The organism is Streptomyces sp. NBC_01260 (genome assembly GCF_036226405.1).
GTDB lineage: Bacteria > Actinomycetota > Actinomycetes > Streptomycetales > Streptomycetaceae > Streptomyces > Streptomyces laculatispora.
Genome location: NZ_CP108464.1, coordinates 5,601,859 through 5,624,153 on the forward strand (window position 1 = coordinate 5,601,859; position 22,295 = coordinate 5,624,153).

Below are 22,295 nucleotides of genomic sequence, written 5' to 3' on the forward strand. Positions count from 1 at the left end.
CGAAAGGGAGGGCCGGTTAACCCGGCCCCTCCCGTGGGGTCTTACTGGTTACTGCATCAAGTCCCGAGTCAGACGCTGGTATCTCTCCTGGCTAATGATGACTGCCTGAGTGCTCCCGTACCGAGTCAGCTCTACCGTCTGCCCCTGCTCTGCTACTCGGATCAGTTCGGGGAGTCGTGCCTTTGCCTCTGTCGTAGCCACCTTCATCAGATACCCCAATCGTCGTCGTCTGCTTCGGTCTCTTCGTCGGCCTGCTCTGTCTGCCGGGGATCGGTCTTGAACTCCCCAGTGAGGCGCCCCTCCTTGATGCCAAGCTTCTCTGCCCACTCGGCCGCATGGCTCTTGGTTCCCTTGGCGCCCATGTGCTTCTTCTCCTGCCACTGCTGGAACTTCTCTATGGCTTCTGCTGCCTCGGGGTGGATGCCCTGTTCCTCGGCCCACTTGAGTAGGGAAGGGTCTGCATGGAACTGCTCCATGCGTCCGGCCACTCGAAGGTGTAGCCACTGGCTATGGATCAGAAGCTCTGTGCTGGTCCCTCCCTTGAGAACAGCCAGCACCTGGACCGGAACACCCTTGTGCTTCTGGTAGCTGTTAGAGATGGTCTGGAGCCTGCTCAGGTCTTCCTTGCCGGTCTTGCCCAGCTTGATGTTCCCGTTGTCCATGCGGATGACATAGGTCCATCCCTTGGTGTGCTTCTCCTTGAAGAAGCCTTCCTCTTCCATCTCCGCCACTAGCTCTCTGGCCTTAGTGCTCTGGTGTGCAGCCAAGTTCCATGAGTCGTCGTCACAGAGGTTGATGGTGAAGGTGGCAGTACCCGTGTCATAGATCCTGGGCCTGCCTTCCCTGGTGCAGTCGTTGGCTGAACACGTGCTGGTCTGGTCCTCGGTCATGTCTGGTCCCTTCGATCAGGGGCGAGCGTAAGCAGAGCCCCGTGAGTGTGCCTGTGTGGCTGTGTGCTGGTTCCTGAGTGTGCGTCTGGGGAGTTGCTAGGGATAGCCCCTGACAGGCTCTTAGATGGGCCTACAGAGGGTTGCCCCCGTACCTCTCTTGCCCTGGCGTGGCTGGCAGTGGCTACCGAATGCCCTCTTGCTAGGAAAGTCCTGCCGACAGATCGGGCACCTGAGTTGGGCAGAACGAGTCTTGACGTAGAAACGCTTCATGGTGTTGGTCCTCCTTGGATCAAAAAAAGGGCAGGCCGGTTATCCGGCTGCCCGTGGGGTGGGTCGTGCTGTGTTGGTCCACCTCTGGTCAAAAGGAAGAGGCCCGATCCTCACTGGGAGAACCGAGCCTCTTACCTTGTGCTCACGCATTGAGCTTGAAGGGACCAACCTTCTTCTGCCACCTGCTGTCACTGCTGTCCGGTTGCCCGGAAGAGTCGAGGTGGAGTCTTGGGGTGTGGAGGGGAGCTGCTGTGTGCTCAGCTCTGCCGGGTAACCGGCGAGCGATGAACCCTCACTAGTGTATGTAGGCGGACGGTGGCCATGAGCGTCCGCTCGTTACCCAACTTTCTTGGCCTTCTACATCTCGGGGAGCGTCGCGGAGACCTTCGAGAGGCTCAACACTTCGTTCCCTCACTACTAGATATAGGCGAATGTTGCCGTTCGCTACTCGCTACGTTACCAAACCTTTACCAGCTTCGCCAGGAAACCTGGCAAGCGATGAACTATGACTCTCTGCCCTGGTGCTGGGGGAGGTGGCGGAGAGGGAAGGGAGGGGCTGTAGCTGCCTGTTCCCTCACTAATAGATGTAGGCGTTTCTGGCGGATCGAGAAACGTCCCCTGCCCAATCTCATCCTTGAGTATGACCAGCACTGCCCCTCGACTACTGCCCTCGTAGTACGTGAACTGTCACAGGTGTGGCTCACAACCTAGGCCCGCTAATGCGGGCCCATTGCCTGGCCATTCATATGTAGTAGTCGAGCCACCTCTCTCTATCTATGAATGCAGAGCCCTGCACCTCTCCTCTTTTCCCTCCGCCTGCCCCTGGCTGAATGCATCTGGACCAGAGAGCAAGACAACACAGCGTGACATCCTTTTCCCTCATTCTCTACGTAGAGTGACCCGGGGATGCTTAATTCAGGCCCGTGGGTGTGTGTGTGAGACCCATTAGAAATGCAACATGGATCACAGGACACGGGTATGGGGGGTCGCCCTCTGGGGTGGGGTTTCTATAGTCCCTCTCAGAACGGGTCATAATCGTGAATATCCCATGGTCTTGCCGGCCGGAGACCACTATTTCCCTCCGCCAACGCCAAAGGGCCCGCCAATGCGGGCCCCTGGTTCTCAATATCTCTCCCATGGTGACCTCTGTGGTCGCAATGGCCTCCATCCTTCTGGTGCCAGTGCTTCTCCTGACCCCCACATCCGATAACACATGCTCAACCAGGCTTCTGCTCCTCCCCTGTGCCTCCACTCAAGAGGTAAGAGGTTGGGGCCTACTGGATGAGAGGTATCGGGGAGGGTGCAGTAACCCCAGAGGTCTCTGTCGAGGATCACGTATCCGCTCTGGTCCGGCTTTGAGATCACCACGTACCGAGTCATGGCCTGGAGACTGGCCAACCACAAGGGAAGTCCGCAGCGACAGAAGGGGCGTCATGTGGGTGTCTCCGAGGGCGTCAAACCGGTGTCATTGCGCAGGTGTTCGGACTACCGTGAGCCTCATGACCACACCTACCAGGAGAGCTAACGCCACACTCCGGGCTGTCCGCATGGGGCTGCTGCTGAGCCAGGACGACCTAGCCCGGAAGCTCAGAGAAGCAGGAGACAAGGCAGGGGAACCGAACGGGGCATCCAAGAGGCTCGTACAGCGCTGGGAGTCCGGAGCCAGCATCAACCCCCGGGCTGTCTACGCCAGGGCTCTGGAGGCTGTCACAGGGCTTCCTATCCATGCTCTGGGCTTTGAGATGGCAGTGCCAGAAGGAGTCTCTGATGATGGCAGGGGAGGGCATGACCTTTCCTCTTCTTCCTCCGCCACATCTTCCAGTCAATCCCCGAGCCCGGTTAACGGGCTCGGCAGAGGGAACTACTCCGGCATCTGGCTGTCTCGCTATGAATACTTCTCCAGTGGCAGGGAGAACACTTACACCGGTCTGCATTACGTGGTTCTCCTTCAGCATGGAAACAGGATCACTGTTCGCTCTCTCCCCGGTTCCTCTGACTCTCCTCTGACTATGGATCTGGCAGTGGAGGGGAATGTCATTACGGGAACCTGGAAAGAGCAGACCGCTGGCACTGGCTACTATCAGGGGGCTGTCTACCACGGAGCAATACAGCTACTGGCAGAACCTACTGGGCGGAGGATGACAGGGAAGTGGGTTGGCTTCGGTAAGGAGTTCGACGTCAATACCGGACCCTGGGAACTGGTCTTCAAGGATGCCTCTACCAACAAGGGTTCCTTGGAGAAGTTCAACACCCCACCTGTTCAGTGACCGCATGACAAAGGACGGGCCCGCTTATGCGGGGCCCGTCCGTAGGTCTAGAAGCCTCTGTGTGCCTGTCTAAGGGCCTGGCAGCTAGGTCCTGTTTCTCGGATCTCCTGACCTGCGAGGGGTGTTGGGGCCAGGCTGGGTTCATGGGCCGTGGGGATCTGACGAATGCGGAGTGGGATCGGCTGGAGTCGTTCCTACCTCCTGGTGGTACGCGTGGAGGTCGGTGGAGCGATCACCGCCGGGTGATCAACGGGGTTCTCTACCGGGTGCGGACCGGCGTGCAGTGGCGGGATCTGCCGGAGCGATTCGGGCCATGGGAGACGGTCTATAAACGACATCGTCGCTGGTCAGCCGATGGAACCTGGCAGATGCTGCTGTCTCGCATCCAGGTAGCCGAGGACGCCGAGGGCGGCATCGACTGGGACGTGTCGGTGGACTCGACAGCCGTGCGAGCCCACCAGCACGCCGCCGGTGCGAGGAAAGCGCCCCCGGCCGCCGTCCCTCAAAGGGGGCCAAGTGGGGGACGAACCAGGTCGATCCGGTACTGCGGAGACTGACCATCCGCCTGGAGGAGGTGGTCAGGTCGGCGAATGTCTGGGACGTTCCCGCGGAGGATTCACCACCAAGATCCACCTCGTTGCCGAGGGACGATGCCGGCCCCTCGCCTTCGTCCTGACACCCGGACACTACGGAGACGGACCCCAGCTCGAGCGGGTGCTGGAACAGGTTCTGGTGCCGCGAGCCGGAGTCGGCCGGCCACGCACCCGGCCCGACCATGTCTTGGCGGACAAGGCCTACACGTCCCGGAAGAACCGCCGCTACCTGCGACGACGCGGAATCCGGCACACCATCCCCGAACGTCTCGACCAGCAGAGACACCGCAAGAACCGAGGTTCACGCGGCGGTCGGCCTACCGGTTTCGACAGCGAGCTCTACAAGAAGCGCAACACCGTCGAACGCACCATCAACCGCCTCAAAGGCTTCCGCGCCGTCGCGACCCGCTACGAGAAACGCGCCTACATCTACCTCGGCACCGTCACACTCGCAGCACTCATGATCTGGCTCCGTACATGATCCGAGAAACAGGACCTAGTACCTGTCTCCCTGGCTCTTGACTGCCTTCACGGCCCGTGTGGTGGCCATGTCGGCTGCATACCTCTTGAGCATGGTCCTGTCTTTCCACCCCGCCACAGTCATGACGTCTTCACCAGAGACCCCGGCGGAGAGAAGGTCATCAGTGAAGGTGTGCCGGAACTGGTGAGGAGAGACCGACCCATAGCCACAGTCCTTAGCTCTCCGCCCGAGCATCCTGTAGAGACCGGAGTAGGTGAGCCTGCCCCTGTTCCTTGAGCCGAGCCACAGCCATTCCCCCTCACTCAGCTTGTGATTCTCCCTGGCCCTGAGATACCGAGTCAGAGCAACCACTGTCTTGGGCTGAAGGGGGATGATCCTGCCTTCTCCTGCTGCCCTGGCATCCTTCAGGGGAACTACCTGCAAGAGCCCTTGTTCCAGGTGGAGGTAATCAAGGCGGAGGGTGAGGAGTTCTTCAGCCCTGAGTCCTTCAGTGAGAACACGGATGATGGCGTGGTCCCTGACCTTTTCGAAGTCCCTGACTCTCGGGTGCCCGTTACCGGTCACCTTGAGGAGTTCACCAATGAAGTCATGGCTGAGGGTCTTGGGCTTTGCTCCAGTGGGAGGGGCGTACCTCTGAAGCTTCTTGTCCCGATAGGGATTGGGGATGTCGTACTCAGCTTCCAGGTATGAGCAGAACGTCCGCAGGTTCCTCTGAAGGGTGTTCGTACCTCCCTGGTCATGCCCGTTGAAGTACCAGCGGAAGAACCGGTTGAGGAGAGCTGTGTCCAGAGAGAGGAAGTCTTCTTCCATGCCCTCTGCTGTCATCCACTGGTCCAGAGCCCTGACTGCCTTGCAGTAGGCCGTGACCGTCTTCTCCTGGTAGGGCCTGCCGTGCTTGTTGTTGCTGGCCCTGAGATGGGTGGCGTAGTCCTGCTGGAAGGCTGCTCTGACGGCTGACTGGTCAAGCTGGTCCGGGACTGCCCTGAGCGTGGTGGTGGGGCTGCTGCTGGCCCTGAGCGGAGATCGAAGCTGTGCCGACATGGTCTGACTCCCTGGAACGGGAGCTAGGCAAGGGCCGGTCGTCTGGTCGCCTCCCTGAGCAAGCTCGGATCGGCTAGGCACCTCACCTAGCCCTTACGAGTAGGTGAGTAACGTCGGCTTCTCCGCTCCGCCTGACCCGTACTGGCTGGTCAGACGACATCGGCTGGGCTGAAGCGCCCCCGGCAGGACTCGAACCTGCGGCCAAGCGCTTAGAAGGCGCCTGCTCTATCCACTGAGCTACGGGGGCCGGGTGGTGGCCTCGGTGACCTGGAGCCCTGGGACCCGGGCGGTCCGTGACCTGCCGGGACAAGGATAGGGCTCCGATCGCCTGGACCCGGTTGCTTCACCTGCGTGGCACGATGTGGAGGTTCGGTGAAGCGAAACGATAATCGCAGGTAGGTGCGATTCACGCATCGCTTTTGGCGTCTCACGCCCCGGGTGTTGTGTACTCGTTATGCCTGCGCCCCAGTCGTCCCCTCTGTCCTGAGGAGGAACCGCCGCGCAGAGGGGTCTATACGCTTCAAAAAGGCTCCAAAATTGGGCATTCTTCGCATGTGGTGACCTTGGACGTACGGCCTCAGCTCATCGACGCACTTTCCGCCCTGCGCGACCGTGTCGCTGCCGTGCGTCTTCCACTCCCGCTGCCGGGCGCTCCACGCGCCAGGCAGACCAGGATCGAGCTGCTCGCCCAGCTCGACGACTATCTGCTGCCCCGGCTCAAGGACCCCGAGGCGCCCCTGCTCGCCGTCATCGGCGGGTCCACCGGCGCGGGCAAGTCGACGCTCGTCAACTCCCTGGTGGGGCGCCGGGTCAGTGAGGCCGGGGTGCTGCGGCCGACCACGCGTACCCCGGTGCTGGTCTGCCACCCGGATGATCATCACTGGTTCGCCGACATCCGGGTGCTCCCGCAGCTGACCCGGGTCTGGCTGCCGCCCGAGGAGTTCGCGAACCCCGGCCAGTGCGACGACCTCGACGGACTCGACGGGAGCGCGGCCGAGGAAGGCACCGCGCTGCGCGTCGAGACCGCAGTCGGGCTGCCGCGCGGGCTCGCCCTGCTGGACGCCCCCGACATCGACTCGCTCGTCGTGCGCAACCGGGTACTGGCAGCCGAACTCGTCTGCGCGGCTGACGTCTGGGTGATGGTGACCACCGCCGCCCGGTACGCCGACGCCGTGCCGTGGCATCTGCTGCGTACCGCCAAGGAGTACGACGCCTCGCTCGTCACCGTCCTCGACCGGGTACCGCACCAGGTGATCGGCGAGGTGTCGCGGCAGTACGGCGCACTCCTCACCAAGGCCGGCCTCGGCGAGGTGCCCCGCTTCACCATCCCCGAGCTGCCCGAGTCGGCGGGCGGCGGCAGCGGACTGCTGCCCACCACGGCGGTCGCCCCGCTGCGCGCCTGGCTCACCCACCGTGCGCAGGATCCGGCGGCCCGTCAGCAGACGGTCGGACGTACGGCCGCCGGGGTGATCGACTCGCTCGATGTCCGGATGCCGGCGCTGGCCGGGGCCGTCGCGGCTCAGTACGCGGCCGCCGTGCGGCTGACCGGGGTGGTCGAGGACGCGTACCGGGCGGAGGGCACACGCGTCCGGCGGCGGCTGCACAACGGCGGTGCGCTCGCCGGGGACGCCCGGACCCGGTGGCGCGGGTACCCGCTGTACAGCACCTCGGAAGAAGTCCTCGAAGCCCTGGTGGAGAGCCTCGCCGCACTCCTGGAGTGCGCGGTGGCGGCCGCCGACGAACAGATCCGGACGACCTGGCAGCGGGAGCCCGCGGCCGCGGTGTTCGGCTTCGAGGCGGTGGGCCGGGAAGAGGGGGGATGGGGACCCGCGGAAGACATCCGGGGCCGGATCGCCATGGCCGTACGGCGGTGGCGCAGGGTCCTGGAGGAGCTGGCCGAGGAAGAGGTGCGACTCATGGAACGCAGTGCCGCGCCCGACGCGGAGACCGTCGCCACCCTGCTGGCCGCCGCCCTGCTCGGCGGTCGCCGGGCCCGTACCGCCGGGGAACAGCTCGCCGAACGCATCGGCGTCCAGGGCGCGCTGCGGCTGCGCGACAAGGGCGGGGCACTGCTCACCAGCTATCTCGACCAGGTGCTGGGCGGCGAACGCGACCGGCGCCTCGCCCCACTGGACGCACTCGACGTGACCCCCGAGCCGCAAGCCGAACTGATTGCCGCGCTGTCCGTACTGCAGAAGGAGAGGTGGCAGCGATGACTGCCGTCACTGACGAGGGTCCGGGCCGGGGGCAGGGAGAGGGACCGGAACCGGGGCGGAGCCCGGACGGGGGTTCCGCCCCCCGCGAGGGCCTGGAGAAGGACCGGGACAGGCCGGGCAGGGGCTGGGACGACGGGCTCATCGCCCGGCGCGCCGCCGGGACCGTGTCCCAGGAGGCGCCGGAAGCCGCCCCGGACGACGACGTACGCCCCCAGGTCGAGGCGTACGTCCCCTCCGGCAGCCCGCTCAGCCCCCGTCTGGACGCACTGCGCGAGCTCGTCGGACTCTCCAGGGCCCGGCTCGACCGGACCGACCTCGCCGAGGTGGGCCGGGTGCTCGACGAGGCCGCCGCCCGGCAGCGGCTCTCCTCCCGGCACACCGTCGTCGCCATCGCCGGAGCGAGCGGCAGCGGCAAGTCGACGCTCTTCAACTCCCTCGCGGGCGCGCAGATCTCCGAAGCGGGGCTGCGCAGGCCGACCACCTCCGCGCCCATCGCCTGCTCGTGGACGGACGGCGCCGCCGGGCTGCTGGACCGGCTGGCGATCCCGGGACGGCTCAGGCGCAGGCCGCAGCAGAGCGGTACGCGGGCCGACGAGGCGCTCCAGGGGCTCGTGCTGGTCGATCTGCCCGATCACGACTCGGCGGCGGCCGGGCACCGCGAACAGGTGGACCGGGTACTGGCGCTGGTCGACGCGGTGGTCTGGGTGGTGGACCCGGAGAAGTACGCGGACGCCGCATTGCACGAGCGCTATCTGCGCCCGCTCGCCGGACACGCGGAGGTCACCTTCGTCGTCCTCAACCAGATCGACCGGCTGCCCGGCGAGGCCGCCGACCAGGTCCTGGACGACCTGCGCCGGCTGCTCGACGAGGACGGCATGGCCCTCGGCGAACACGGCGAACCGGGCGCCACGGTCCTGTCGCTGTCCGCCCTCACCGGTGACGGGGTGGGGGAACTGCGCGAACTCCTCGGCCGGTTCGTCCAGGAGCGCACGGCCGCGACGCGCCGGCTCTCCGCCGATGTGGACGCCGCCGCGGCCAGGCTCCGCCCGGTGTACGTCGCCGAGGGGCGGCCCGGACTGGGGGAGCGGGCCCGGGAGGAGTTCACCGACCGGCTCGCGGCGGCCGTCGGCGCCGCCGCGGCCGGCGAGGCGGCGGAGCGCGAATGGCGCCGCAACGCCGGCCGGGCCTGCGGCACGCCGTGGCTGCGGCTGTGGCGCTGGTACGAGTCCACCCGGCAGCCGCGGAACCTGGACCGGACGGCACTCACCGCACCGCCCGAGGAGCAGCTCACCGCACGCCAGCGGGTCGAACAGGCGGTACGCACGGTCGCGGACGACGCCGTCGACGGGCTGCCGGGGCCGTGGGCGCAAGCGGTGCGCGAGGCCGCGGTGCACGGGGCACAGGGGCTGCCCGAGGCGCTCGACGAACTGGCCGAGCGGGCCGGCGCGGCACCGGGGCGGGGCGCGGACACCGCCGGCGACGAGCCTGCGGAACCCGGCGGGCGGACCGGGGCGCACCCGGGGCGAGGCGGCGGCAAGCCCCCGCGGCCGGCCTGGTGGCCCGCGGCCGTACTGGCGCAGGTGGCGATGACGTTGCTGCAGATCCTCGGCGGCCTGTGGCTGATCGGCCAGATCATCGGGGTGCTCGAACCGGGACTGCTGACGCCCGCTCTGGTGATGCTGGCGGGGATCATCGGCGGCCCGCTGGTGGAGTGGTCGTGCGCGGCGGCAGCCCGGGGGCCCGCACGACGGTACGGCCAGGAGGCCGAGCGCCGGCTGCGCGAGGCCGCGGCCGCCTGCGGGCGGGCCAGGGTGCTCGATCCGGTGGCGGCGGAACTGGTGCGCTATCGCGAGGTGCGGGAGCGCTATGTGGCGGTGACGGAGTTTTCCACAACGGGCCGTTAGTCCACAGGACCCAGCGGGAATTCCGCCTCCCCTTCAGCATGGGATCAGTGACCGGACGCAAGGGTGCGGGTCACTGAATCCAGACCGAAGGGGAGGCGGAGTCATGAACGAGACCTTGGTGACGCTGGTGGGCAATGCGGCCACCGGTGTGGAGTTCCGGGAGACCGCGAGCGGGGGAATGGCGCGATTCCGGTTCGCGGTGACGCCTCGGCGGTGGGACCGGGAGAAACAGCTCTGGGCGGACGGGCACACCAGCTTTTACACCGTGTGGGCATGGCGGACCCTGGCTTCGAATCTGACGGGTTCCGTTTCCGTCGGGGAACCCCTGGTGGTGCACGGCAGGCTGAAGGTGCGCGAGGAGGAACGGGAGGGGCAGCGACGGACGTTCGTGGACATCGAGGCGACGGCCGTGGGCCACGATCTGACCCGGGGTACGTCGGCGTTCCGACGGGTGGTCAGGGCCGATCCGGGGCTGGTGTCGCGTACCGGCGGTCCCGGGGCGGCCGAGCCGGACCGGTGGGCGGTACGCGAGATGTCCGGGCAGGACACACCTGCGCGAGGAGAGACGCGGGAGGAGACACGAGAGGAGACGCGGGGAACGGCGGAGCAGACCGATCAGCCGGATCAGCCGGATCAGCCGGAACGGGTGGAACGGGTGGAACGCCCAGCGGTCAGGCGTCGGGCGGTCCGCCGGAAAGGCGGCCCCGAGCTTGTGTCCGCACCCTGACCGGCCGCATCAACCGCCTCTGGCTCAAGCGTTACCGGGGATAACGATTCCGAGTCGGAATGGTTGTCCGACGGTATGACGGGGGACTGTGCTTCGCTTCGTCCTTAGGATTCCCCAGTACTCACAGGGCACTTGAGTCGGCAGGCGGGACACTCCCCACACGCGCACCAGGCGCGAGGGTCTCGCCCGGAGGGGAATTCTGTGTTTTTTGCTTCTTCAGCGACCGCCTCGTCATCCAGGGCGACGGTCAACTCCCGACGGATCCGGGGCATATCCCGCCTGGCGGCATCGGTGGTGGCATCCGGTCTGGTCATGGCCGGCACCCTTGCCGGTGCGAGCGGCGCGGCTGCCGACGAGGCGCCCCAGCACCAGGGCGGCGCGAGCGCGGTCCTGGACGGGTTGAAGACCTACGACGTCGCGGTGCTCCACGCGGACGGCAAGAAGCAGAGACTGCCCGCCGGGCTCTTCGAGATGACCGTCGACGGCGGCGGCAAGCTCAAGACGTACTGCATCGACATTCACAACCCCACCCAGGACCAGGCGAAGTACCTGGAGACCCCCTGGGCCCAGACCTCACTGGGCAGCAACAAGAACGCCGGCCGGATCCGCTGGATCCTCGAGCACTCCTACCCGCAGATCGACGACCTCTCGGCACTCGCCGACGCGGCGGGCACCGGGCCGCTCACCGAGAAGACCGCGGCGGCGGGCACCCAGGTCGCCATCTGGCGCTTCTCGGACAACGCCGACGTCGACGCGTCGGACGGCCAGGCCGAGAAGCTCGCCGACTGGCTGGAGAAGTCCGCCACCGATACGGCGGAGCCCAAGGCATCCCTCGCCCTGGACCCCGCTGCCGTGTCCGGCCGGTCCGGTGAGCGGCTGGGTCCCGTCACCGTCCGCACCAACGCCGGTCAGGTCTCGGTGAGCCCGCCCGCCGACTCCGCCAGCGGCATCAAGGTCACCGACAAGAAGGGCAAGGCCGTCACCACGGCGGCCAACGGCTCCGAGGTCTACTTCGACGTTCCGGCCGGTTCCGCCGACGGTTCGGCCTCGCTGACCGTCCAGGCCACCACCTCGGTGCCCGTCGGCCGGGCCTTCGCCGGGGTGACCAGGAGCCAGACCCAGATCCTGGCGGGCTCCAGCGAGTCCACGGTCTCGGCGAGCGCCACCGCCACCTGGGCCAAGAAGGGCGCGATACCGGCGCTCTCCGCGAAGAAGAACTGCGCCAAGGGCGGCGTGGACGTCACCGCGAGCAACAAGGGCGACGAGGCGTTCACCTTCGAACTGGCCGGGGCGGAGCACACCGTCGAGGCGGGCAAGTCCGAGACCGTGACCGTGCCGGTCGCCGAGGACCAGGCGTACGAATTCACGATCACCGGGCCCAACGGGTTCACGAAGACGTTCAAGGGCGTGCTGGACTGCAGGACCAGCGGCGCCGCCACCACCGGCGGCCTCGACACCCAGACCGTCGACCAGCCCAACACGACCACCGCCACGGCGGGCGGCAGCACCACGGGCGCCGAGGGCGACCTCGCCGAGACCGGAAGCTCCAACGCCACCCCGGTCATCGCGGGGATCGCGATCGCCCTGGTCGTCATCGGCGGCGGCGCGGTCTTCTTCCTCCGCCGGCGCAAGGGCCAGTCCTCCGGCGAGTGATGAGCCGTAGGCACACGGTCACGATGTGCTGGTGACAGCCCCGGTACGCACCCGCGTACCGGGGCTGTCGCGTACCTCGGGGCCGGGGCGGCGCATCCCGGGGACCGGGAAGGTGTGTACCGCGGACCGGACCGGTTTCCATCCGGGTACGGACGTCAGGCAAGATGGGTGTATCTGCCCACTCATCGATTGCCGGACGGTTTCTCTTGGCTGAGTACATCTACACGATGCGCAAGACACGCAAGGCGCACGGCGACAAGGTCATCCTTGACGACGTGACGCTGAGCTTCCTGCCCGGCGCGAAGATCGGTGTGGTGGGTCCCAACGGTGCCGGTAAGTCCACGGTGCTGAAGATCATGGCGGGCCTGGAGCAGCCGTCCAACGGTGACGCCTTCCTGTCGCCCGGGTTCAGCGTCGGCATCCTCATGCAGGAGCCCAAGCTCGACGAGTCGAAGACCGTGCTGGAGAACGTGCAGGACGGCGCCGCCGAGATCATGGGCAAGCTGAAGCGCTTCAACGAGGTCGCCGAGGAAATGGCGACCGACTACACCGACGCGCTCATGGACGAGATGGGCAAGCTCCAGGAGGACCTGGACCACGCCAACGCGTGGGACCTGGACGCACAGCTGGAGCAGGCCATGGACGCCCTGGGCTGCCCGCCCGGCGACTGGCCCGTCGTCAACCTCTCCGGTGGCGAGAAGCGCCGCGTCGCGCTCTGCAAGCTGCTCATCGAGGCCCCGGACCTGCTCCTGCTCGACGAGCCCACCAACCACCTCGACGCCGAGTCGGTGAACTGGCTGGAGCAGCACCTCTCGAAGTACGCGGGCGCCGTGGTCGCCGTCACCCACGACCGGTACTTCCTGAACAACGTCGCCGAGTGGATCCTCGAACTCGACCGCGGCCGCGCCATCCCGTACGAGGGCAACTACTCCACGTACCTGGAGAAGAAGGCCACCCGCCTCAAGGTCGAGGGCCGCAAGGACGAGAAGCGCCAGAAGCGGCTCAAGGAAGAGCTGGAGTGGGTCCGCTCCAACGCCAAGGGCCGGCAGACCAAGTCCAAGGCGCGTCTCGCCCGGTACGAGGAGATGGCGGCCGAGGCGGACAAGATGCGGAAGCTGGACTTCGAGGAGATCCAGATCCCGCCGGGCCCGCGGCTCGGTTCCATCGTCGTCGAGGTCGAGAACCTCTCGAAGGCCTTCGGCGACAAGGTCCTCATCGACGACCTGTCGTTCACGCTGCCGCGCAACGGCATCGTCGGTGTCATCGGTCCGAACGGCGCGGGCAAGACCACGCTGTTCAAGATGATCCAGGGCCTGGAGACGCCGGACTCCGGCGCCATCAAGGTCGGCGACACGGTCAAGATCTCCTACGTCGACCAGTCCCGCTCCAACATCGACCCGAAGAAGACCCTCTGGGCCGTCGTGTCGGACGAGCTGGACTACATCAACGTCGGCCAGGTCGAGATGCCGTCGCGGGCGTACGTCTCCGCGTTCGGCTTCAAGGGCCCGGACCAGCAGAAGCCGGCCGGTGTGCTCTCCGGTGGTGAGCGCAACCGCCTCAACCTGGCGCTGACGCTCAAGGAGGGCGGCAACCTGCTGCTCCTCGACGAGCCCACCAACGACCTCGACGTCGAGACCCTCTCCTCGCTGGAGAACGCCCTCCTGGAGTTCCCGGGTGCGGCCGTGGTCATCTCCCACGACCGTTGGTTCCTGGACCGCGTCGCCACGCACATCCTGGCGTACGAGGGCGACTCCAAGTGGTACTGGTTCGAGGGCAACTTCGAGTCGTACGAGAAGAACAAGGTCGAGCGGCTCGGTGCGGACGCGGCCCGTCCGCACCGCGCCACGTACAAGAAGCTCACGCGAGGCTGATCGTCTTGGCACGTCACATCTACAGCTGCCCGCTGCGCTGGTCGGACATGGATGCCTTCGGCCACGTCAACAACGTGGTCTTCCTCCGCTATCTGGAGGAGGCGCGCATCGACTTCATGTTCCGGCTGGCGCCGGGGGACGGCTCGCCGTCCTTCGCGGGCGGCTCCGTCGTGGCCCGGCACGAGATCGACTACGTCCGGCCGCTGGTCCACCGGCACTCGCCGGTGACCGTCGAGTCCTGGGTCACGAAGATCGGTGCCGCGTCGCTGACGATCGCGTACGAGATCAAGGATCCCGAGCAGGTGTACGTACGGGCGTCGACCATCGTCGTGCCGTACGACCTGGCCGAGGAACGCCCGCGGCGGATCTCCGCCGAGGAGAAGCTCTTCCTCCAGGAGTACCTGGCCGAGGAGCCCGCGGCGGCATGACCGTGCCTGTGCAGTCGCTGTTGTTCGCCGACGCGAGGGAGGCCGCGGATCTCGCGGGCTTCCTCGGTCGGCTGCTCCACTACGACCGGGCCGCCGCCGTACGGCTTCAGGCGGGCGGCGGGGCGCTGGCCGTGTTCGGCCGGCCGCCGTCGTTCGAGGTCCTGGCGGTCCGGGCGGTGCGGCTCGCGGACACACATGACTTCGACGTCACGGTGTCGGCCGGTGAACTCCTCGAGTCGCTGGACGTCGAGGGACCGGATGCCGGTGCGGGGTCGCTGCCCTCGCCGGTGACCGGACCGCCGTGGACGGGCGTGCTGCCCCCGCGCGGTGGCTGGCAGGAGTGCCAGGGCCTGCCGGGTCCAGCCGCCCTGCACGCGGCGCTGACCGCCGCCGTCGCGGAGTTCCGGGCGCGCGACGAGGACCTGCCCGAGGGCCGGCGTACCCGGGCCGAACGGGACCTCATCGGGCGCGACATCTGGTCGCGGACCGTCGGTGGCACGGAGCTGCCGTTGCGCGCCGTGCACGCGGCGCAGGCCCTGGGCTTCCTCCGGTCCGCACCGGACTTCCCCGTCGCGCTGCTCGCGGCGGGGGCGTGGCTGCGGCTGCGCACCCCCTTCGGCGCGATCGCCTTGCGGCGGGCCGGTGCCGGGGGCGGGCTGGGCATGTTCGATGTCTCGGTGGGCGGTTAGGCGGTCAGGGCGGTCGCGGGACAGGTCTCGACTGTGGGACCGGTCGCGATTGCGGGGGAGCCGGGCAGCCGGGGCAGCTGGCGGCCGGCTCTGTCCTCAGTCGCCGGACGGGCTTGAATCCGGCTCCGTGCGCGGAGTGTCCGGCCAGACGCCTATGTGGTCCTGCTCCAGTTCCAGCATCACGCGGTGCTCCATGCCCAGCGACTCCGTGTAGTCCGCGGGCAGTTGCAGCCTGCCCGCGCGGTCGAGCATCGCGTACTCGCGTGCCACCTGGGACTCCTGGCCCGTCGCCGCGTCGACCTCGGTACGGCGCAGCACCTCGAACGAGGTACGGCCGTCGCGGATGGCGACCGTGCGGCGGACCTCGTTCGCGACCGCCTGGTCGTGCGTGACGATCACGATCGTCGTGCCGAGCTCCTCATTGGCGCGGCGGAAGGCGGCGAAGACCTGCTCGCCGGTGGCCGAGTCCAGCTCCCCGGTCGGCTCGTCCGCGAGCAGCACCGAGGGGGAGTTGGCGAGCGAGACCGCGATCGCCACCCGCTGCTGCTGGCCGCCCGACATCTGCTGCGGGCGCCGGTCGCGGCAGTCCGCCACCTCCAGCATCGCGAGCAACGACTCAGCGCGCGCGGCCCGTTCGCGATTGCGCCCGCCGCCGCGCAGCTGCATCGGCAGCGTGACGTTCTGGATCGCGGTCAGATACGGCAGGAGATTGCGGGCGGTCTGCTGCCAGACGAACCCGACGACGTCCCGGCGGTAGCGGAGCCGCTCCTTCTGCCCCATGGACAGCAGATCGCAGCCCGCCACCTTCGCCGCACCCGCCGTGGGCACGTCGAGGCCCGCCAGGATGTTCATCAGCGTCGACTTGCCGCTCCCGGACGCGCCGACCAGCGCCAGCAACTCGCCCTCGGTGACCAGCAGATCGAGACCCTGGAGGGCCTGCACCTCCACTCCGTCCGTGGTGAAGATGCGCACCAGGCGGTCGCAGGAGATCAGCGCGTCGTGCCCGTAGGAGGGCCGGTCGCGGTGTGCGGCGGCCCGCTGTTCGAGCTCCGCCAGCGTGGAATCGGTCGACTGCGTCGTCATCGGGAGTCTCCTGCCCTGAGTTCGGTGATCGATCCGCGGCGGCCGGTCCACCAGGCCTGTACGCCGGCCACCGCGGCGGTGAGGACGATCACGCCCAGCGCCGGCAGGACCATCGACCACGGATCCGCCCGCAGCGGTGCGTTGTACAGCAGACCGGCGCCGGGGCCGGTCGAGAGCGCGAGGTGCACCAGATCGACGCCCGGTGCCAGCAGCGCGATGGTCGCCCGGCCGACGAGCAGCCCGCCCGCGGCGGCGAGCAGCGCCTGGGGCATGGCCTCGAAGCCGAGGAGGCGTCCGCCCTGCCGGGTGCCGATGCCCATGGTGCGCAGCCGCGCCAGCAAAGTGGTGCGCTCCGGAGCGGTCCGGAGCAGGGAGAGCAGGACGGCGAGCAGGGCGTAGCCCGCGCCGGCCGCGATCGCCGCCGTGTAGATCCGCTCGGCACCCACCTGCATGGGGGTGTCCACGTAGGCCGCGCGCGCTTCGGAGCGCAGCTGCACGGTGAAGTCCTTGCCGGCGTGGTGGGCCGCCGCGCGCAGCGCCTTCGCGTCCAGCCGGTCGCCGGTGAGCAGCAGAGCGGTGGTCTGCCGGTGGGTGAGGGAGGCGGCGTCGACGATCATGAAAGAGGTATCGCTGACGGCGGGCGTGTGTGCCACCGTGCCCGTCACCCGGACCTTGAAGTCCCCGGCCATCGACTGGAGATCGCGCGGCCGGTCCCCGAGCCGCTCGGCGACGGACGGCGAGGCGAGGACCGGCAGCACCCGGTCCTGCGACGGCATCGTGCCCTTCGGCGTCGGCGGGCCGCTGTACTTCAGCCGGTCGGCGGTGAAGGTGCCGATGCCGGTGGAGCGCGCCAGCCGGGCATAGGTCACCGGGTCGACGCCGATCAGGGTGGCGCCCCGGGCGTCCTCGAAGCCGTGCTCGGGCGACGGCAGCGAGACGCCGTACTCGATCTGGACGCGCGCCACCTCCTGTACGCCGTCCGTCCCGGACACCGTCCGGACCAGGCCGTCCGGCAGGGGTGCGGAGTCGGCCTGGCCGCTGATCCGGGCATCCGCGCCGGTCGCGAGCACCGCCGCGGTGTCCCGGGCGTCCGCGACTCCCGCGAGCACCGAGCCCCCGAACGCCGCCGTCGTCAGCGCGACCAGCAGCGCGAGCAGCGGCAGCGTGCCGGAGGCCGAGGAGCGTCCGGCACGGGCCAGCGCCAGGAATCCGACCGCGCCGCGCAGCCGCGCCACGGAGCGCAGCGCGAGCCGCAGCGGCAGCGGGTAGAGCCGCACGAGGACCAGGGACGCGATCAGCGCGACCAGCACGGGGGCCGCGCTGACCAGGAGGTCGGTGCCCCCTTCGCCGCCCGTACCGCGCCGGCGAAGGGCGACGACCGCGCCGACGGCCAGTACCAGCAGGGTGAGTTCGGCGACGGTGCGCCGCCGGGACGGCCGGACGCTCACCAGGTCCTCGCGGCCGCTCTGCAGCTGCGGTCTGCGGTGCAGCAGCACCGTACGGACCGGAAGCGCGGTACAGACCAGCGCGCCGACCGCCGCGGCGCCGACGGCGGAGGGCCCCAGCCGGGTCCCGCCGGTCACCAGCACCGCGAGCAGCAGGCCCAGCGCCGCGGCGGGCACGGCAGTCACCGCGGTCTCGGCGAGCAGCCGGCCCCCGATGGACCGCAGGGACCCGCCGCGGGCCCGCAGCAGGGCGAGTTCGTTGTGACGCCGGCCGGCGATCAGCCCGCCCGTCATCAGCAGGACGATGACGGCGACGGCCCCGATGCCGACGGCGGCGACGGTGACGACCGGGCGGATCGCCTGCCGCATCCCGTCGTACGCGCTCACGATCTCGTCCAGGTCGGTCGTCACCGTCGCGGTCTCACCGACGGCCGCGCGTACGTTCAGCAGCCCGGGGCCGCCCTCCAGGGAGGCCACGGACGAGCGGAGCAGGGGCACGTCCGGCGCGGTCAGCCGCGCGACGTCCGGCATGATCCGCCAGTACACCTCGGGCTGGCCGGTGGTGGCGAGCAGCACCGGTGCGGCGTCCGGGGGCAGCAGCAGAGCGGCGGTCCAGTAGTAACGCGGCTCGGTCTTCGTCGGTTTGGCGACCAGGGAGGGGGTGCGCAGCAGCGGTTCGGCCGACCAGTAGGCGGCCTCGGGGCGCAGCGGGGCGACGATGCCGGTGATCCGTACCGTGAACTGCCCGCCCCTGATGGCCGGGACGGAGACGGTCGCACCGGTCTTGATCCGCAGCGCCTTCGCGGTCTCCTCGGTGACCGCGGCCTCCACCTCCTCGGTGGCGGCGGTGACCTCGCCCCGGGCGGCCGGCCACCTGCCCTCGCGCAGGGTGGAGTGATCCGGCAGCGCCGACTGCGTCGTGTACGTCAGTTCGGGGTCGATGCCGTAGGGGCGGGGGAACCAGGGCTCCCCGGCAGGGATCGGGTTCGTCGTCCGGAGTCCGTACGCGGACTGGCCGGTGTCCGCCCGCAGCGGATCGGGCAGCCCGGCCAGCAGCTTCCGCTGCACGGAGGCCACCGACGGCTCCCGCACCGCTTTCTCGCGTGCTGCCTGCGGCACCTCCAGACCCGGCGCCGGGCTGCTGACCTCCAGCATGCTGCGCCGGGGGGCGGCGGCAGCGAGATCGTGGCGCAGCCCCTCTTCCTCGTAACGGTCGACGGCCCGCGGGAAGGCGGCGGCCAGGAACGCCGTCAGCAGCACCAGCAGTCCGAGCGCGCAGGCCGCGCCCGGGGCGGTGCGCAGCCGGGTCCGCACCCATGGCGCGCAGGCGGCCTCCTTGCGGGAGAACATCGGACGCGGGCTCATCAGTTGTCCCCCTGGTGGCGCAGCGAGATCGCGGGGTCGGTGCGACGCAGCGCGAGAACCGCGACGATCAGCAGCGGCAGTGCGGCGAACGAGGCCAGCAGCACCGCGACCTGTCCGGCGGGCAGTTGCACCAGCACGGCCGGCACGGGCCGGGAGGCCTGCCCGGTCAGCACGATGAGCGGCACCACCGCCCGGGTCAGTACGGCCCCGAGGACTGATCCCACCAGCAGCCCGATGGCGATCAGTACCCCCTGCTCGGCGGCGATCATGCGGGCCAGCCGTCGGCGCGGCGCCCCCAGCGCCCGCAGCACCGCGAATTCCGCGGACCGTTCACGCCGCGAGCCGACCGCCGTCACGGCGAAGCCGACCCCGGCCAGCGCCGCCGCCACGACCGCCACGGCGAGCAGCGCGGACTGCGGGCCCGCACCCAGCGGATCGCTCACCAGCTCGTCGGCGACCTCGTCCCGGACCTGCACCTGCGCCGGATCGGTGTCGGGCCGGGCACGGAGCGCTGCCGCGACCTCGGCGGTCCGGCCGGGAGCGGTGCTCAGCCACCACTCGGTCGCGGTGAGCACGGCGCTCGGGCGTTGCGCGAAGATCTGGCCGACGGCTCTGAAGTCGAGCAACAGGGCCCCGCCGTCCCGGTCCGCCCGCGCCTGGCCGGAGGACAGGGAAGCGGTGGAGCCCGGCCTGGTCGTCGGGAGTCCGTGGACGGACCGCACGATCTTCACCCGGACCGTCTCACCGGCCAGCGTCACGTCCACGCTCTGGCCGGTCCGCGCACCGGACGCCTTGAGATAGGCGTCCGTGGCCACGCCGTTCAGGCCGGCCGCCGTGGTCCGCGCCGCGGTGACCCGCACATTGAGGGCCGGCACCGCGTACGCCGCGTTCTCGGCCGTGATGTATCCGGTCTCGTAGCCGAGGGTGAGCGGCTGCGCGGCCGAGCCGGCCGGGTGCAGGTCGGGGCCCGGCTGGATCTGCCCCAACTCGTCGGTGGTCAGGGCTGCTTGCCAGCGGAATCCGCTGGGCACCGGGACCGGCCGTTCGGCGCCGCCGGCGGTCAGGGTCCGCAGTCCGCTCACGGTGAGCCGGTGCGACTCGCCCCGACCGACCGGCTGGCTGCTGTCCAGCTCGAACCCGGTCAGCGACAGCTCACCGGCCGCGGCCACCTTCAGCGAGAGCGGATGCGCCCTCCCGTCCACCGGCACGGAACCGGCGACCACCCGGTACGCGATGCCGTAGCGGTCTTCCATCAGCACGGTGACCAGCTGACTCATGTGGGAGCGCGAGGGGCTCCGGGACCTCTGCCCGGACGATATGCGCAGATCGAGGCGGAGTTGTGTGCTGTCACGCGGCAGCAGCAGTCCCGGCCGTTGGGAGTGAGCCGGTGCGAGGGAGTCGAACAGCCCGCCCTGCGCCCCGTCGGCGAGGTCGCCGCGCATCAGCATCCGCTCGTCGGCGTGCGCGGTGTCCAGGGCCAGTACCTCGGCCGTGCGGCCACCGGAGAGGTCCAGCGTCGTACGGAACGCGGGCGCCACCTCCCGTACCCCCGGCAGTCGCGCATACGCGCCCGACCGCGCCGGATCCGCGTTGATGCCGCCCAGCATCCGGACCGGCGCGCCGGACCTGAAGTCCGCCTGGTCCTTCTGTGAACGGTCCCACGACGCGCTCTGCCCGATGGCCAGCATCCCCATCGCGACCGACAGCACCAGCAGCAGCACCGGACCCGCGCCGCGCAGCGGCCGGCGGCTGAACTGCCAGCCGGCCAGCGCGGTGGTCAGCCCCCGGCCGCCGGCCGCCCGGCGCTCCGCGAGCCTGGCCGCGGGCGGCAGCAGCCGCAGCGTCAGTACGGTGCCCGCGAGCAGGGCCAGGGCGGGCGCGACGACGAGCAGCGGATCGATGCCGAGGCCGCCCGCGCGGTCGTCGCTGAGCGCACCGCTGCCCGCGCCCCCGGTCTGCCGGTCGAGCTGCCAGTACGCCACCCCGGCGACCGCCAGTAGCCCGATGTCCGCCCCCGCGCGCACCGGCGCGGGCAGCGTGGCGGCGCGGGTGGAGCGGCGGCCGCCGGCGCTCGCGGCGAGCGCGGGCGCGACCACGGCGAGGGCGCAGGCCAGTGCGGTGACGGCGGCCACCAGCCACACCGTGCCGGTGGCGGTCCCGCCGAGCCGCAGCCCGATCCGGGACAGCTCACTGCGGTCCGCCAGGAGCCGGGTCAGCGGTCCGGCGAGCAGCGGGGCGAGGACGGCGGCGGGCAGCGCGAGCAGCAGCGCCTCGATCGCGGCGAACGAGGTGATCCGGCCGCGCGATCCGCCGCGCGCACGCAGCAGTTCGGTCTCCCCGCCTCGCTCACTGCTCAGCAGCCGGGCCACCAGGAGCAGGGTGTACCCGGCCAGCAGAACCAGTTGCACGGCCACGATCATCATCGTCGAGCGGGAGACGAGCAGCCCCCGGTCGATCTGGTCGAGAACGGTGGGCAGCTCGGTCCGCGCACTCGCCCCGTTCTTGAACTCGGGGGCGGCGAGCAGCTGTTTCGGGCCCTCGGTCGCCGCGTGGCGCAGCGCGGCCATCCGGTCCGTGGTGAGGCCGCGGAAGTCGGCCGACGCCAGATAGGAGAGCTCGCCGGAACTGGTCCGGCCGGAGCCGAGCACCGCGGGGTCGGTGAGCAGCGGCCCGTACGTCGTGAAGACGACCCTGCGGACACCGCGCCCGCCGGCCGCGTCCAGCTGCCAGTACGGATCGGCCTGGTCCGCGGCCTCGTAGAGACCGGTGACCTGGATGTTCAGGCGCTTGCCGCTGAGCCGGTCGGTAAGCGTCAGCCGGCCGCCGGGCTTCAGCCCGAGGACGTCGGCGGCGGTGCCCGGCAGCGCGACCTGGACCGGGTCGCCGGTCTTCCCCGCCCCGGCCGCGGGCATCCGGCCCGCGGTGAGCCGGATGCGGCTGAGGTCGAGCGAGGCGAAGTGGGTGAGGTCGGGGTCGCCGCGGCGGGCGGCCGGGGTCTGCAGACTGCGCGGCAGCGCGTACGGCCCCGACGCCTCCAGCTTCCGTACGGTCACCGGAAGTCCGTCGAACGTGGTGTGGGCGGCCCTGCGCGCCGAGGCGTCGGCCGCGTCCCGCTGTTCGGACGCGACCTGCGCCGATATGAGGAGGGACGCGGCGGCGGCGGACCGGTGGGTGAGGGTGTGGCGCAGTGCGGCGTCGCCGATGGAGCCCGAGAAGGCCGTGAGCGCGGCCAGGACCGAGGTGGTGAGCAGCACGGCCAGTACGGCCGCCGCGAGGAGGAGCCGATGCGCCCTCACCCGCAGGAAAACGAACCCCGTCACCCTGCCCCCACCCTCAACTCACGAACACGCCCCCCGGCGCTGTATGGATGCT

General features: G+C 69.4%; 14 protein-coding genes, 1 tRNA gene and 1 pseudogene. 9 read left to right on the forward strand and 7 right to left on the reverse strand.

Annotated elements, in window-relative coordinates; genetic code table 11:
- Positions 1-48: 48 nt before the first annotated feature.
- Positions 49-207, reverse strand: coding sequence for a type II toxin-antitoxin system Phd/YefM family antitoxin (locus OG322_RS41625; RefSeq protein WP_443066556.1), 159 nt, complete (start codon positions 205-207; stop codon positions 49-51).
- The gene (locus OG322_RS24910; RefSeq protein WP_329306954.1) at positions 207-890 is read right to left on the reverse strand and encodes a hypothetical protein; all 684 of its coding nucleotides are present in this window, start codon (positions 888-890) and stop codon (positions 207-209) included. Before OG322_RS24910 ends, OG322_RS41625 begins: the two co-directional genes overlap by 1 nt.
- 1,769 nt (positions 891-2,659) lie before the next feature.
- Here OG322_RS24910 and OG322_RS24915 point away from each other — a divergent pair.
- Both OG322_RS24915 and OG322_RS24920 read left to right on the forward strand, forming a co-directional pair.
- Positions 2,660-3,427, forward strand: a complete 768-nt coding sequence (locus tag OG322_RS24915) for a helix-turn-helix domain-containing protein (protein ID WP_329306955.1) — start codon at positions 2,660-2,662, stop codon at positions 3,425-3,427.
- Between the two features lie 143 nt (positions 3,428-3,570).
- A protein-coding gene (locus tag OG322_RS24920) for an IS5 family transposase (RefSeq protein WP_443066535.1) occupies positions 3,571-4,501 on the forward strand; the annotation gives its coding sequence in 2 pieces (ribosomal slippage) (positions 3,571-3,908 and positions 3,907-4,501; 933 coding nt in all).
- A 15-nt stretch (positions 4,502-4,516) separates the two neighbouring features.
- On the opposite strand, the gene OG322_RS24925 is transcribed toward OG322_RS24920, so the two are convergent.
- Positions 4,517-5,542, reverse strand: a complete 1,026-nt coding sequence (locus OG322_RS24925) for a tyrosine-type recombinase/integrase (RefSeq protein WP_329306956.1) — start codon at positions 5,540-5,542, stop codon at positions 4,517-4,519.
- Between the two features lie 174 nt (positions 5,543-5,716).
- Positions 5,717-5,789 (reverse strand) — tRNA-Arg (locus tag OG322_RS24930).
- A 316-nt stretch (positions 5,790-6,105) separates the two neighbouring features.
- Here OG322_RS24930 and OG322_RS24935 point away from each other — a divergent pair.
- From OG322_RS24935 to OG322_RS24965, 7 genes and pseudogenes are all read left to right on the forward strand, one after another.
- The gene (locus OG322_RS24935; RefSeq protein ID WP_123471150.1) at positions 6,106-7,758 is read left to right on the forward strand and encodes a dynamin family protein; all 1,653 of its coding nucleotides are present in this window, start codon (positions 6,106-6,108) and stop codon (positions 7,756-7,758) included.
- On the forward strand, positions 7,755-9,662 hold the full coding sequence (locus tag OG322_RS24940) for a GTPase (RefSeq protein WP_124284031.1): 1,908 nt from the start codon (positions 7,755-7,757) through the stop codon (positions 9,660-9,662). The genes OG322_RS24935 and OG322_RS24940 overlap by 4 nt, the downstream gene beginning before the upstream one ends.
- A 103-nt stretch (positions 9,663-9,765) precedes the next feature.
- Positions 9,766-10,173, forward strand: a pseudogene (locus OG322_RS24945) (single-stranded DNA-binding protein); the annotation flags it as partial.
- Between the two features lie 417 nt (positions 10,174-10,590).
- Positions 10,591-12,042: an LAETG motif-containing sortase-dependent surface protein gene (locus OG322_RS24950; protein ID WP_266411995.1), complete on the forward strand. Its 1,452-nt coding sequence runs from the start codon at positions 10,591-10,593 to the stop codon at positions 12,040-12,042.
- Between the two features lie 206 nt (positions 12,043-12,248).
- The gene (ettA, locus tag OG322_RS24955; RefSeq protein ID WP_123471144.1) at positions 12,249-13,913 is read left to right on the forward strand and encodes an energy-dependent translational throttle protein EttA; all 1,665 of its coding nucleotides are present in this window, start codon (positions 12,249-12,251) and stop codon (positions 13,911-13,913) included.
- A gap of 5 nt (positions 13,914-13,918) precedes the next feature.
- Positions 13,919-14,341, forward strand: coding sequence for an acyl-CoA thioesterase (locus tag OG322_RS24960; RefSeq protein ID WP_164494322.1), 423 nt, complete (start codon positions 13,919-13,921; stop codon positions 14,339-14,341).
- Entirely contained in the window at positions 14,338-15,030 is a 693-nt protein-coding gene (locus tag OG322_RS24965) for a hypothetical protein (protein WP_123471141.1), read from the forward strand. The genes OG322_RS24960 and OG322_RS24965 overlap by 4 nt, the downstream gene beginning before the upstream one ends.
- A gap of 96 nt (positions 15,031-15,126) precedes the next feature.
- Here the strand turns inward: OG322_RS24965 and OG322_RS24970 are convergent, their stop codons facing one another.
- Genes OG322_RS24970 through OG322_RS24980 form a run of 3 tightly spaced genes read right to left on the reverse strand, consistent with a single transcriptional unit; the run spans position 15,127 to position 22,243 of the window.
- Positions 15,127-16,113 carry an ABC transporter ATP-binding protein gene (locus OG322_RS24970; protein WP_123471139.1) on the reverse strand — a complete coding sequence of 329 codons (987 nt, stop codon included), beginning with the start codon at positions 16,111-16,113 and terminating at the stop codon, positions 15,127-15,129.
- On the reverse strand, positions 16,110-18,923 hold the full coding sequence (locus OG322_RS24975; RefSeq protein WP_329306957.1) for an ABC transporter permease: 2,814 nt from the start codon (positions 18,921-18,923) through the stop codon (positions 16,110-16,112). Before OG322_RS24975 ends, OG322_RS24970 begins: the two co-directional genes overlap by 4 nt.
- Positions 18,923-22,243 carry an ABC transporter permease gene (locus OG322_RS24980; protein WP_329306958.1) on the reverse strand — a complete coding sequence of 1,107 codons (3,321 nt, stop codon included), beginning with the start codon at positions 22,241-22,243 and terminating at the stop codon, positions 18,923-18,925. The genes OG322_RS24975 and OG322_RS24980 overlap by 1 nt, the downstream gene beginning before the upstream one ends.
- Positions 22,244-22,295: the final 52 nt, after the last annotated feature.